The sequence below is a fragment of the Enterobacter sp. DN genome (genome assembly GCF_046054285.1).
Lineage (GTDB): Bacteria > Pseudomonadota > Gammaproteobacteria > Enterobacterales > Enterobacteriaceae > Enterobacter > Enterobacter hormaechei_C.
The window spans coordinates 418354-431911 of the sequence record NZ_JBJJTG010000001.1 but is presented as its reverse complement, the minus strand read 5'-3'; the positions used below and the strand labels follow the sequence as shown (position 1 = coordinate 431911).

The following is a 13558-nucleotide window of genomic DNA, read 5'->3' as shown; positions in this document are numbered from 1 at the left end:
CTGCAAAGTGTATCGCACTTACGCCTGCTTCGTAAAAATGTCTGGGGGTAAGTGCTGATAATGTCAGCGCATTTGATGTTTTTTGAGCAATGCCCTTAACTGATGGTAGGTCAGGCCCAGCAGTTCAGCCGCCCGTTTCTGATTATATTTCGCCTCTTTCAGGCTCTGCTCAAGCAGCTGTTGCTCCTGCTGATGCTGGAACTGGCGTAAATCGAGCGGCAACGCCGGAGCCTGCTGGCGCGTCGCCGGAGCTGGGGGCTGTTTCTCCTCGCGCCGAAACGGATCGAGAATAATGTTGTCAAGTTCGGTCTCGCTGCTGCCATGCCGGTAAACCGACCGTTCCACCACGTTTTTCAGTTCACGAATATTGCCCGGCCAGTGGTAACCGAGCAGGGTCCCGGTGGCCCGTTCGCTGAAGCCCGGAAAGAGAGGCAGACCCAGTTCCCGGCACATCTGAATGGCAAACTGATCGGCCAGCAGCATGATATCGCTGCGCCGCTCCCGCAGCGGCGGCAGCTGAACGACATCGAAAGCCAGCCTGTCCAGCAGGTCGGCGCGGAATTTGTCCTCAGCCACCATCGCGGGCAGGTCGGCGTTGGTGGCGCACACCAGGCGAACGTTGACCTGGAGCGGCTGACTGCCGCCAACGCGTTCCAGTTCACCGTACTCAATGACGCGCAGCAGCTTTTCCTGCACCAGCATCGGCGCGGTCGCCAGCTCGTCGAGAAAGAGCGTTCCGCCATCGGCGCGCTCAAAGCGTCCGGGATGGCGTTTTTGTGCGCCGGTGAAGGCGCCAGCTTCATGACCAAACAGCTCGGTGTCGAGCAGGTTTTCATTCAGCGCCGCGCAGTTAAGGGAAATAAAAGGGCCGTCCCAGCGGCCAGACAGAAAGTGCAGGCGGTTAGCGATAAGTTCTTTACCCGTTCCGCGCTCACCGATAATCAGCACCGGTTTATTCAGTGGCGCGAGGCGCGATACCTGTTCAAGCACTTCCAGGAAGCTGTTGGCCTCGCCAAGCAAATTATCTTTATATTCAGCCATGATGAAATTAACCACTCCTTAGTGATATTCACCAGGTGAGAATAGCCGCTGGCTGGATAAATATCAATCACACTCAGTAAAATCAATAAGATAAAAAGTTGGCATGGGATTTGTATTAACTACTCAGCAGGGCATCGCCCGATAACAGAACTATGAGGATTGAATTATGGGTATTTTTTCTCGTTTTGCCGACATCGTGAACGCCAACATCAACTCGCTGCTGGAGAAAGCGGAAGATCCGCAGAAGCTGGTGCGCCTGATGATTCAGGAGATGGAAGACACGCTGGTTGAAGTACGCTCCACCTCCGCCCGCGCGCTGGCAGAGAAAAAGCAGTTAACGCGTCGTATCGAGCAGGCAACTGCCCAGCTTAACGAATGGCAGGAAAAAGCGGAACTGGCGCTGCGTAAAGATAAAGAAGATCTGGCTCGCGCTGCGCTGATTGAGAAGCAGAAGCTGACCGACATGGTTGCCACGCTGGAACACGAAGTGACGCTGGTGGATGATACTCTGGCGCGTATGAAGAAAGAGATTGGTGAGCTTGAAAACAAACTCAGCGAAACCCGTGCACGTCAACAGGCGCTGGCGCTGCGCCACCAGGCTGCAAGCTCGTCCCGCGACGTGCGTCGCCAGCTGGACAGCGGCAAGCTGGATGAAGCGATGGCGCGTTTCGAATCGTTTGAACGTCGTATCGACCACATGGAAGCTGAAGCCGAGAGCCACAGCATCGGTAAACAGAAAACCCTCGATCAGCAGTTTGCTGACCTGAAGGCCGATGATGAAATTAGCGAGCAACTGGCTGCGCTGAAAGCCAAAATGAAACAAGACAACCAATAATAATTCCTGCGGCACCTGAGCGTGCCGCATCGTAAGACAAGGAGTACACATGAGCGCGCTTTTTCTGGCTATACCCCTGACCATTTTCGTGCTGTTTGTTCTGCCCATCTGGTTATGGCTGCACTACAGCAACCGCTCTTCACGCGGTGAGCTGTCGCAGAGTGAACAACAGCGGCTGGCGCAGCTCTCTGCCGAGGCAAATAAAATGCGCGAACGTATTCAGGCGCTGGAAGCGATCCTGGACGCGGAACACCCGAACTGGAGGGAACGGTAATGGCTGGACTGAATCTGAATAAAAAACTGTGGCGGATCCCACAGCAGGGCATGGTTCGGGGCGTTTGCGCCGGGCTGGCGCACTATCTGGATGTTCCGGTAAAACTGGTGCGTGTGGTCACCGTATTGTCGATTTTCTTCGGCCTGGCCTTTATTACACTGGTGGCATACATCATTCTGTCGTTTGTACTCGATCCTATGCCGGAAGGTGAGCTGGATGCGGAGAACACGCCAACCAGCAGCGATCTCCTGAACGCGGTGGATGAACAGCTGAGCGCAGGGGAGAAGCGATTGCGCGAGATGGAACGTTATGTCACCTCCGATACCTTTACGCTGAGAAGTCGTTTTCGTCAGCTTTAAGAGAGAACTTACATGAAACAAAACTGGCAACAGGCCGGTCAGAAGGTAAAACCCGGCCTGAAAATCGCAGGTAAACTGGTTCTGATGGCGGCGTTACGTTATGGCCCGGCCGGTGTGGCGGGTTGGGCGATCAAGTCTGTTGCCCGCAAGCCGGTCAGAATGATGCTGGCGGTCGCTCTGGAGCCGCTGTTACAGAAGCTGGCAAAACGCGTTTCCCGGCGCTACCTGTCACGCTAGTTCCTCCCGCATAAGCCCTTTCTCGCCCAGAGAAGGGGCATGACTTTCCCTTCTGCTTTTCTGCTTTCTTTGCGGCAGCTCACAATAATGCGTTGCGCTGCGCTGAGATTGCTGCTTTCTGCCCCCGGGTCCGTTGACAGATATTTTTCATGGGAGTAGATTGCCACTCCGTGGGACCGCTACCATGGAAAATAATGTGAACGCAAAAATTAAAAAACTTATCAATCATATTTACGGTGAATCATTTTCAGATGCACACCTTAACGTGTTATTAACTAAGCTTGAAAAGGTGGCGGTTAATATTACGGAAAAGCGTAAGTCAGGCTGGGATGAAAAAGACGTTGTGCTGATTACCTATGCCGATCAGTTTTCCGCGAAAGGGGAAAAAGCGTTGCCGGTATTTACCCGGTTCTATAATGAATGGCTTTCTCGCACGTTTTCTCATGTCCATCTGTTACCGTTTTATCCGTGGTCGTCGGATGATGGATTTTCCGTTATTGATTATCACGAAGTTGCACCTGAAACCGGAACCTGGCGAGATGTCGCGGAATTAAAACAGTCTGCCAGCTTAATGTTTGACTTTGTTTGCAACCATATGTCAGCGAAAAGCGAATGGTTTGCTAATTATCTGGCGCAGAAGCCGGGCTACGAAGATTTCTTTATTTCTGTCGATCCCGAAACCGATTTATCGGCGGTGACGCGTCCCCGCGCATTACCGCTGCTGACGCCGTTCACGCTTAATGATGGCAGCGTTCGTCATCTGTGGACCACATTCAGCGATGACCAGATCGATCTCAATTTCGCCTCGCCGCAGGTGCTGATTGCCATGGTTGACGTTCTGCTCCATTACCTCATGGAAGGGGCGCGTTATATCCGTCTGGATGCGGTCGGGTTTATGTGGAAGATCCCGGGAACCACCTGTATCCATCTGGAACAAACCCATTGCCTTATCCAGCTTTTCCGCGCCATTACGGACGCCGTGGCGCCTGGAACGGTGATCATCACTGAGACAAATGTTCCCCACAAAGACAATATCTCTTACTTCGGTGATGGTGAAAATGAAGCCCAGATGGTCTATCAGTTTTCCTTACCGCCGCTGGTGCTGCACGCCGTTCATCGTCAGGATGTTAAAGCCCTGTGCCAGTGGGCGGGGTCACTGACGCTGCCTTCAACTCATACCACCTGGTTTAATTTCCTGGCCTCGCATGATGGTATCGGTTTGAACCCGTTACGCGGCATCCTTCCGGAATCAGAGATCCTCTCGCTGGTCGATAAGCTTCAGCAGGAAGGCGCGCTGGTCAACTGGAAAAATAATCCTGACGGAACGCGAAGCCCCTATGAAATTAATGTCACCTATCTTGATGCGTTGAGTTTGCGAGACAGCTCAGATGATGAGCGCATTGCGCGGTTCATCCTGGCGCATGCTGTGTTGTTAAGTTTTCCTGGCGTACCGGCTGTATATATTCAAAGCATTCTTGGTTCGCGTAACGATTATGAAGGTGTCGAACGTCTCGGATATAATCGCGCGATAAACAGGAAGAAATACACCGCAGGTCAGGTTGATCTGGAGCTCAATAATAAGAAGAGTATTCGTTATCAAATTTATTCTCGTTTGAGTGAGCTTATTGCTATTCGTCGCGGCGAGAGTGCGTTCCATCCGGATAGTCAGGCTATTTTTGACGCAATCGGTGAACATATTCTTAAAATTTTTCGTGTTGCTAAAAATGGCGAGCAAATTACAGCATTATTTAATTTTAGCAATAAAATGCAGACCGTTTATGGACAAACGCTCTTTGGTACGGAATTACTCTCAGGACAAGATATTAGCGGTACGGAACTGACCCTCAATCCATGGCAGGTAATGTGGATTAAAGAAAACTAAAAAGGACCCTAAAATGAAAATGCCCAAAATTGTGCTGTTATCAGCACTGGTTTCGTGCGCCCTGTTATCAGGCTGTAAGGACGATAAAGCATCTCAGGTCACCATTGAGTTTATGCACTCGTCGGTAGAACAGGAGCGTCAGGCGGTTATTACGAAACTGATCGAAAAATTCGAGAAAGAGAACCCGACTATTACGGTGAAACAGGTCCCCGTTGAGGAAGATGCCTATAACACCAAGGTCATTACGTTGGCCCGTACTGGCGCGCTACCGGAAGTGATTGAAGTCAGCCATGACTACGCCAAAGTCATGGATAAAGAGCAACTGCTGGACCGTGACGCGATCGGCAACGCGATTAACGCCGTCGGTGAAGGTACCTTTTACGACGGCATTTTACGCGTTGTTCGCACTGAAGACGGCAAGGCATGGACGGGGGTGCCGGTTAGCGCGTGGCTGTCCGGCGTCTGGTATCACAAAGATGCGCTCGCGGCAGCGGGAATCGAAGAACCGCACAACTGGGAGCGACTGCTGAAAGCCAGTCAGGCGCTCAACGATCCGGCGAAAAAACATTACGGTATCGCGCTTCCAACCGCAGAAAGCGTCATGACGGAGCAGGCCTTCTCGCAGTTTGCGTTGTCAGGCGGAGCCAACGTCTTTGATGCAAACGGCAACGTGAAAATCGATACCCCTGAAATGTCGAAAGCGTTGGCGTTTTATCGGGCACTGGCCGCGAACACCATGCCGGGCTCCAATGATGTCATGGAGATCAAAGACGCCTTCATGAACGGCTCTGCGCCTATGGCCGTTTACTCCACCTATATCCTGCCCGCGGTCTACAAAGATGGCAATCCGGCCAACCTGGGGTTCGTGGTCCCGACGGAAAAATCATCAGCCGTGTACGGCATGATCACCTCGTTGACGATCACGACCGGCCAGACCGAAGAGGAAACGCAGGCGGCAGAAAAATTTGTGACCTGGATGGAGCAGGCTCAAAACGCGTCTGACTGGGTGATGATGTCCCCTGGCGCGGCGCTGCCGGTGAACAAACTCGTGGTGGGCACTGAAAGCTGGAAAAACAACGACGTAATCAAAGCCTTTGGCCAACTGCCTTACGAGCTGATTGCGCAGTTCCCGAACGTCCAGGTATTTGGCGCCGTGGGCGATAAAAACTTTACCCGCATGGGAGACGTTACCGGCTCCGGCATTATCAGTTCCATGGTGCATAACGTGACGGTGGGACAAAAAGATCTCAGTGCGACGTTAAGCAACAGCCAGAAGAAACTGACTGACCTGATATCACAACGATAGGAGCGCTTTGCGAAGGGAATTATGAAGACGTTGTTTTCTGGTCGTTCAGATATGCCTTTCGCCATGCTGCTGTTGGCCCCCAGCCTGATTTTGCTGGGGGGCCTGGTGGCCTGGCCAATGATTTCCAACATTGAAATCAGTTTTTTACGTTTACCGCTGAACCCGCGTATTGATGCGGTGTTCGTCGGCCTGGATAACTACATTCGCATTCTGGGCGATGCTGCGTTCTGGCACTCCCTGTGGATGACGTTCTGGTATACGGCGCTGGTCGTGCTCGGCAGCACCGGGCTGGGACTGGCCGTAGCGATCTTCTTTAACCGTGAATTCCGCATGCGGAAAACGGCACGTTCACTGGTGATTTTGTCCTACGTGACGCCGTCTATTTCACTGGTATTTGCCTGGAAATACATGTTCAACAACGGCTACGGGATTGTGAACTATCTGGGCGTTGATCTGCTGCATCTCTACGATCAGGCGCCGCTATGGTTCGATAATCCTGGCAGCAGTTTTGTGCTGGTTGTCCTGTTCGCCATCTGGCGTTACTTCCCGTACGCCTTTATCTCGTTCCTCGCGATTTTGCAGACCATTGATAAATCATTGTACGAAGCGGCAGAGATGGACGGAGCAAATGCCTGGCAGCGTTTTCGTATCGTGACGTTGCCCGCCATCATGCCGGTGCTGGCCACGGTGGTCACGCTGCGAACCATCTGGATGTTCTACATGTTTGCGGATGTTTATCTGCTCACCACCAAGGTCGACATTCTGGGCGTATATCTCTACAAAACCGCCTTTGCGTTCAATGACCTGGGTAAAGCAGCCGCCATTTCCGTTGTGCTGTTTGTGATCATCTTCGCTGTCATTCTGCTGACCAGAAAAAGGGTAAACCTCAATGGCAACAAATAAACGCGTTCTGGGCCGTATCGGTTTTTATCTGGGACTGGCGCTATTTCTGATTATCACGCTGTTTCCATTTTTTGTGATGTTGATGACGTCGTTCAAAAGCGCGAAAGAGGCGATCTCGCTGCACCCGACCATTCTGCCGCAGGAGTGGACGCTACAGCACTACATCGACATCTTTAACCCGCTGATTTTCCCGTTTGTGGATTACTTTCGTAACAGCATGGTGGTGTCGCTGACCTCCTCGGTCATTGCGGTGTTTCTCGGCACGCTGGGCGCGTATGCGTTATCCAAACTGCGCTTTAAAGGGCGCACGACGATCAATGCGAGCTTCTACACCGTCTATATGTTCTCCGGGATCCTGCTGGTGGTGCCGCTGTTCAAAATCATCACCGCGCTCGGCATTTATGACACCGAACTGGCGCTGATCATCACCATGGTGACGCAGACATTGCCTACCGCGGTCTTTATGCTGCGCAGCTATTTCGACACCATCCCGGACGAAATCGAAGAAGCCGCGATGATGGACGGCCTGAACCGCCTGCAAATCATTTTCCGCATCACCGTGCCGCTGGCGATCTCGGGTCTGGTGTCGGTCTTTGTCTACTGCTTCATGGTGGCGTGGAATGACTATCTGTTCGCCTCCATTTTCCTGTCCAGCGCCAGCAACTTCACGTTGCCGGTCGGGCTGAACACGCTCTTCAGTACGCCAGATTACATCTGGGGTCGCATGATGGCGGCATCGCTGGTCACGGCACTTCCGGTCGTCATTATGTATGCCCTGTCTGAACGTTTCATTAAAAGTGGTTTGACCGCCGGCGGCGTGAAGGGCTGAGGCGGCCGATTTTAACAAGGAGTCAGTCATGAAAAAATTAGTTGCGACAGCGCCTCGTGTAGCGGCGCTGGTGGAATACGAAGATCGTCCTGTTGCAGCACATGAGGTGAAGATTCGTGCCCGTTATGGCGCCCCGAAACACGGCACTGAAGTCGTGGATTTCCGCGCGGCAAGCCCGTTCATCGATGAAGAGTTCAACGCGGAGTGGCAGATGTTTACCCCGCGTGAAGAAGGAGCAGCGCGCGGCATCGAATTTGGTAAATTCCAGCTGGGGAACATGATCGTCGGCGACATCATCGAATGTGGTGCGGACGTGACCGAATACCAGATCGGCGACAGCGTCTGCTGCTACGGCCCGTTGCAGGAAACGGTCATTGTTAACGCGGTGAACAACTATAAGCTGCGCAAAATGCCGCAGGGTGCATCCTGGAAAAATGCCGTTTGTTACGATCCGGCGCAGTTCGCCATGAGCGGCGTGCGTGATGCTAACGTCCGCGTAGGGGATTTCGTCGTAGTTGTGGGGCTGGGCGCGATTGGCCAGATTGCAATTCAGCTGGCGAAAAAAGCCGGCGCGTCAGTGGTTATTGGTGTCGATCCTATCGAACATCGCTGTGAGATCGCCCGCCGTCACGGTGCAGACCACTGCCTGAACCCAATCGGTACCGATGTCGGTCTGGAAATTAAGAAACTGACCGGCAAGCAGGGCGCGGATGTGATCATCGAAACCAGCGGATTTGCAGATGCGCTGCAATCTGCGCTGCGCGGTCTCGCCTACGGAGGAACAATCTCCTACGTGGCCTTCGCCAAGCCGTTTGCGGCGGGCTTCAACCTTGGTCGCGAGGCACACTTCAACAACGCCAAAATTGTCTTCTCCCGCGCATGCAGTGAACCCAACCCGGATTATCCGCGCTGGAGCCGCAAGCGTATTGAAGAGACCTGCTGGGAATTGCTGATGAACGGTTATCTCAATTGCGAAGATCTGATCGACCCGGTCGTCACCTTCACCACCAGCCCGGAAAGCTATATGAAGTATGTCGATCAGCACCCGGAACTCAGTATCAAAATGGGCGTCACTTTTTAAGCTAAGGACAGCAAATCATGAAAATCGCAACACAAAACCAGGCCTTTTTCCCGACCGCTATCATGGAAAAATTCGAATACATCAAAGCGATGGGATTTGATGGCTACGAAATTGATGGCCGGCTGCTGGTGGAAAACCTCGACGAAGTAAAAGCGGCTATCAAAGCCACCGGCCTGCCGGTCACGACGGCCTGTGGCGGATACGATGGCTGGATCGGGGATTTTATCGAAGAACGCCGCCTGAACGGTCTACAGCAGATTGAACGCATTCTGGAAGCGCTGGCAGAAGTGGGCGGCAAGGGGATTATCGTTCCGGCTGCCTGGGGGATGTTTACCTTCCGTCTGCCGCCAATGACTTCGCCTCGTAGCCTGGACGGCGATCGCAAAGCGGTCAGCGCTTCCCTGCGCTGGCTGGATGCGGTTGCAGCGCGCACCGGTACTACCGTCTACCTGGAGCCGCTGAACCGCTATCAGGATCATATGATCAACACGCTGGCCGACGCGCGTCATTATATCGAAGAGAACGGCCTGAAGCACGTGCAGATCATCGGTGATTTCTACCACATGAATATTGAAGAAGACTCCCTGACGGAAGCGCTGCATCACAACCGCGACCTGCTGGGTCATGTGCACATTGCTGATAACCACCGCTATCAGCCGGGCAGCGGCAGCCTCGATTTCGCCAGCCTGTTCGATCAGCTGCGTGCCGATAACTATCAGGGTTATGTCGTGTACGAGTGCCGGGTGCGTGCCGACGATCCGGCTCAGGCCTATAAGGACTCTCTCACTTACTTGCGTGAATGCTAAGGATGACGAGCGTGATGAGTGCTTCTACACCTTTGCCTCTGCGCGTCGCCATCATTGGCGCCGGGCAGGTTGCAGACAAAGTGCATGCCTCGTATTACGCCACGCGCAGTGATGTTCAAATGGTGGCTGTCATGGACAGCCGCCTTGAGCAGGCACAGGCGTTCGCGGAACGTTATGCTATTCCATCGGCATGGCAGGACGCTCACGAGATGTTGCAGGAAGTAAAACCGGATGTGGTGAGCGTCTGTTCGCCTAACCGGTTCCATTTTGAACATGTGATGGCGGCTCTCGAAGCAGGCTGTCATGTGATGTGTGAAAAGCCGCCGGCGATGACGCCGCACCAGGCAGATGAGATGCGTTTGGCGGCGCGCAAGGCTGGAAAAGTCCTCGCGTACGATTTTCACCATCGCTTTGCCCTGGATACCCAGCTCCTGCGCGATGCGGTTATGAACGGAACGCTCGGTGAAATTTACTTCACCTCCGCGCAGGCGCTGCGTCGTTGCGGTGTGCCGGGGTGGGGCGTGTTCACCAATAAATCGCTTCAGGGCGGCGGGCCGCTGATCGATATCGGCATTCATATGCTGGATGCCGCGATGTATGTGCTGGGCTTCCCGGCCGTGAAGCGGGTAACCGCGCACAGCTTCCAGAGACTGGGGAACCGGAAACACACCGGCCAGTTTGGCGAATGGGATCCTGCGCAGTTTACCGTGGAAGATGCCCTGTTTGGCACGATTGAGTTCTGCAACGGTGGCATTCTGCGTCTGGACACCTCTTTTGCGCTTAATATCCGCGAGCAGTCGATCATGAACGTCTCTTTCTGCGGTGAGAAGGCGGGTGCAACGCTGTTCCCGGCACACATTTATAACGACGAAGCCGGTGTTTTGCAGACGCTGACCCAGCGTGAAGAAGCTGACGATCGGAGACATCTGCGCAGTATGGACGCGTTTGTTCGCCACGTAATGGGCGAGCCGGTCATGATTGCCGATGCGGAGCAGGGGCTGGTGATCCAGCAATTAGTCGCGGCGTTATATGAAGCCGCGGAAACAGGGGAAAGCGTGACGTTATGCTGAACCAGTCTGTACTAACCGATCCGGGCTTTTGCCCGCATAGCCTGAATAAGTACGCGTCCATTATGGCCTGCGGCAATGGCTACATGGGCATGCGCGCCACGCATGAAGAAGATTACACCCAGCAGACCAGAGGCATGTACCTTGCGGGGCTGTATCATCGCGCGGGACGCAACGAAACCACTGAGCTGATCAATCTGCCGGATGTCACCGGGATTGAAGTTGAGCTGGACGGCGTCAATTTCACGCTCCTTTCAGGCGAAATTCTTGAGTGGCAACGCGAGCTGGCCTTTGCTAACGGCGAACTGCATCGTAACGTTGTCTGGCGTTCGCCGGACGGAAAACGCTATCGCCTGGAAAGCCGTCGTTTTGTTTCGCTGGACCAGTTGCCCTTAGTGGCAATGCAGCTCTCGATCACACCGCTTGACGGCGCCGCTCAGGCCGTGCTGAAAACCGGCATAGATGCGACACAAACGAACAGCGGCAGGCAGCACCTGGATGAAATCTCGGTCAGGGTCTTTGACCAGCACTACATGCAGGGTGTGTATGAAACGCAGGACCGGGCGTCTGAAGTTGTTGTTTCGGCGTTTTGTCAGCTCTCCGCTAAGAGCGACAGCTGTTTCACCGCCAAAAATCGGCGCCTTAGCGTTCATCATTCTCTGACTATCTCGCAAGGTGACACTGTCACGCTTGAAAAAATCGTCTGGCTGACGCATCGCTGCGATAAATCGCTCTCGCAGGAGTCTTTCGCCCGCAACGCGCTGGCCGATCTCAAAGTCTGCGCCGCAAGAGGCTACGATGCGTTGCTTGAAAGCTCAGCGTACGCCTGGAAAGCGGTATGGCGTGACGCTCGGGTGGAAGTGACGTGTGCAGAACAGCAGGATCAGCTGGCGCTGGATTACGCCGTCTGGCATCTGACGACAATGACGCCTGCTCATGATGAGCGAAGCAGTATTGCGGCGAAAGGGCTGACGGGTGAGGGGTATAAGGGACACGTCTTCTGGGATACCGAAATTTTCCTGCTGCCGTTCCATCTGTTTACCCATCCACAGATTGCCCGCAGCCTGCTGCGCTATCGCTGGTTGAATCTTTCGGGTGCGCGCGAAAAAGCACGGCGTAACGGTTGGCCGGGCGCGTTGTTCCCGTGGGAAAGCGCCGCCAGCGGACAGGAAGAGACGCCAGAATTCGCGGCCATTAACATCCGCACCGGGGTTCGCCAGAAGGTTGCTTCCGCACTCGCTGAACATCACATCGTGGCAGATATTGCCTGGGCCGTAGTCGCTTACTGGCAGGCAACACACGACGATGTCTTTATGCGCAATGAGGGCCTGACGCTGCTGATGGAAACCGCTTCGTTCTGGATGGGACGCGCGACGGAAATTAATGGTCGTCTTGAGATCCATGACGTGATCGGACCGGATGAATACACCGAGCATGTCAACAACAATGCCTACACCAACTATCTGGCCTGGCACAACGTTGCCTGCGCGCGTCAGTTTATGGCGATGTTTGGGCGTGAAGATGCGCGTTTTACGGAGAATGCCGGGAAGTTCCTGGCGCGCCTGTGGCTGCCAGAGGCCGATGCAGACGGTGTGATCCCGCAGGACGATACCTTCATGGCGAAACCTGCCATCGATCTGAGCCGCTATAAAGCCAAAGCGGGTAAGCAAACCATTCTGCTTGATTACTCTCGCGCGGAAGTGAACGAGATGCAGATCCTGAAGCAGGCCGACGTGGTGATGCTTAACTACCTGCTGCCGGAACGGTTTACGCCGCAGCAATGTGCCGCCAATCTGGCGTTCTACGAGCCACGCACGATCCATGATTCATCCCTGAGTAAAGCCATTCACGGCATTGTGCTCGCACGCTGCGGTGACACCGACGGGGCGTATGCCTTCTGGCGTGATGGGATTGCCATCGACCTGGGGGACGACCCGCACAGCAGTGATGACGGTATTCATGCCGCCGCCACCGGTGCGATCTGGTTGGGCGCCATTCAGGGTTTTGCTGGCCTGCACATTAGCGAAGGGGAGCTGCATCTTGCGCCGAAGCTGCCTGCTCACTGGCAGAAACTCGCCTTCCCGCTGCGGTGGCGGAACGCAACAATGCACGTTACCTGTGAAGATGACCAGTTAACCATTGAAACTACCGCACCTGTCACGTTGACGCTGTGGGGTAAAACGCTGCACGTATCAGGGCGAAAGGTCTGTGCGCGTAAGGACTTTCTTGCATCTGTTAATGGGACCGCTACCACGGAGGGGGGCCATGACGCTTAACGCTGTTGTATTCGATCTGGACGGGGTGATCACCGATACCGCGCATCTTCACTTTCTGGCCTGGCGCGCCGTGGCGGAGGAGATTGGTATCACCTTCGACGAAGTATTTAACGAACAGCTGAAGGGAATAAGCCGTATGGACTCCCTACAGCGCATTCTGATACATGGCGGGAAAGAGGGGATGTTCAGTGACGAGCAGCGCCTGGCGCTGGCGACGAAAAAAAACGCGCTTTACGTCCAGTCGCTGGCATCACTGACGCAGGATTCGCTGCTGCCGGGTATTCGCGACGTGCTGGCGGATATTCGCGCCGCGAAGGTCAAAATTGGCCTGGCATCCGTATCGCTTAATGCCCCTGGGATTTTGCACGCGTTGGGCATTCATCAGGCTTTCGATTTTTGCGCCGATGCTTCGCGTATTAGCCACTCAAAGCCGGACCCGGAAATCTTCCTTGCGGCCTGTAAGGGACTGAACGTACGTCCTGAAGAGGCCATTGGTATCGAAGATGCCGCCGCAGGGGTAGATGCGATCAACGCCGCAGGAATGCTGTCGGTCGGGATTGGGCCTGGCCTGAACCATGCGGGATTACAACTTCATTCAACGCAGGAACTGACCTGGGAACGCCTGACGGCGTTCTGGGCATCCCGGGCGTATTGATAAGGAA

General features: G+C 54.2%; 14 protein-coding genes. 13 read left to right on the top strand and 1 reads right to left on the bottom strand.

The annotated features are described in order from the left end of the window. Nucleotides 1-63: 63 nt before the first annotated feature. Nucleotides 64-1056, bottom strand: a complete 993-nt coding sequence (gene pspF, locus ACJTMZ_RS01985; protein WP_162184611.1) for a phage shock protein operon transcriptional activator — start codon at nucleotides 1054-1056, stop codon at nucleotides 64-66. 151 nt (nucleotides 1057-1207) lie between these two features. Between pspF and pspA the strand changes: the two genes are divergently transcribed. The 13 genes from pspA (at nucleotide 1208) to pgmB (ending at nucleotide 13551) form a co-directional block, all read left to right on the top strand. Next, nucleotides 1208-1876, top strand: a complete 669-nt coding sequence (pspA, locus tag ACJTMZ_RS01980) for a phage shock protein PspA (RefSeq protein WP_015570399.1) — start codon at nucleotides 1208-1210, stop codon at nucleotides 1874-1876. Nucleotides 1877-1925: 49 nt separating this feature from the next. Beyond that, on the top strand, nucleotides 1926-2150 hold the full coding sequence (gene pspB, locus ACJTMZ_RS01975) for an envelope stress response membrane protein PspB (protein ID WP_003856853.1): 225 nt from the start codon (nucleotides 1926-1928) through the stop codon (nucleotides 2148-2150). Next, nucleotides 2150-2509, top strand: coding sequence for an envelope stress response membrane protein PspC (pspC, locus tag ACJTMZ_RS01970; RefSeq protein ID WP_006810819.1), 360 nt, complete (start codon nucleotides 2150-2152; stop codon nucleotides 2507-2509). Before pspB ends, pspC begins: the two co-directional genes overlap by 1 nt. A 12-nt stretch (nucleotides 2510-2521) precedes the next feature. Next, the gene (gene pspD / locus ACJTMZ_RS01965) at nucleotides 2522-2746 is read left to right on the top strand and encodes a phage shock protein PspD (RefSeq protein ID WP_408626811.1); all 225 of its coding nucleotides are present in this window, start codon (nucleotides 2522-2524) and stop codon (nucleotides 2744-2746) included. 184 nt (nucleotides 2747-2930) lie between these two features. After that, nucleotides 2931-4628 carry an alpha-amylase family glycosyl hydrolase gene (locus ACJTMZ_RS01960; RefSeq protein ID WP_252010634.1) on the top strand — a complete coding sequence of 566 codons (1698 nt, stop codon included), beginning with the start codon at nucleotides 2931-2933 and terminating at the stop codon, nucleotides 4626-4628. Nucleotides 4629-4641: 13 nt separating this feature from the next. Continuing rightward, nucleotides 4642-5934 (top strand): extracellular solute-binding protein, encoded by a 1293-nt coding sequence (locus tag ACJTMZ_RS01955; protein ID WP_252010632.1) that lies wholly within the window; start codon nucleotides 4642-4644, stop codon nucleotides 5932-5934. A gap of 21 nt (nucleotides 5935-5955) precedes the next feature. Next, entirely contained in the window at nucleotides 5956-6837 is an 882-nt protein-coding gene (locus ACJTMZ_RS01950) for a carbohydrate ABC transporter permease (RefSeq protein ID WP_003856862.1), read from the top strand. Then, nucleotides 6824-7666 (top strand): carbohydrate ABC transporter permease, encoded by an 843-nt coding sequence (locus ACJTMZ_RS01945; protein ID WP_015570402.1) that lies wholly within the window; start codon nucleotides 6824-6826, stop codon nucleotides 7664-7666. The genes ACJTMZ_RS01950 and ACJTMZ_RS01945 overlap by 14 nt, the downstream gene beginning before the upstream one ends. A 28-nt stretch (nucleotides 7667-7694) precedes the next feature. Beyond that, nucleotides 7695-8747, top strand: coding sequence for a zinc-binding alcohol dehydrogenase (locus ACJTMZ_RS01940; RefSeq protein WP_015570403.1), 1053 nt, complete (start codon nucleotides 7695-7697; stop codon nucleotides 8745-8747). A 17-nt stretch (nucleotides 8748-8764) separates the two neighbouring features. Next, a complete protein-coding gene (locus tag ACJTMZ_RS01935) occupies nucleotides 8765-9553 on the top strand; it encodes a sugar phosphate isomerase/epimerase (RefSeq protein WP_015570404.1) in 789 nt (262 codons plus the stop codon). Nucleotides 9554-9564: 11 nt separating this feature from the next. Next, entirely contained in the window at nucleotides 9565-10623 is a 1059-nt protein-coding gene (locus tag ACJTMZ_RS01930; RefSeq protein ID WP_094058377.1) for a Gfo/Idh/MocA family protein, read from the top strand. Continuing rightward, entirely contained in the window at nucleotides 10617-12896 is a 2280-nt protein-coding gene (locus ACJTMZ_RS01925) for a glycoside hydrolase family 65 protein (protein WP_015570405.1), read from the top strand. The genes ACJTMZ_RS01930 and ACJTMZ_RS01925 overlap by 7 nt, the downstream gene beginning before the upstream one ends. Beyond that, nucleotides 12886-13551 carry a beta-phosphoglucomutase gene (pgmB, locus tag ACJTMZ_RS01920; protein WP_015570406.1) on the top strand — a complete coding sequence of 222 codons (666 nt, stop codon included), beginning with the start codon at nucleotides 12886-12888 and terminating at the stop codon, nucleotides 13549-13551. Before ACJTMZ_RS01925 ends, pgmB begins: the two co-directional genes overlap by 11 nt. The last annotated feature ends 7 nt before the right edge of the window (nucleotides 13552-13558 follow it).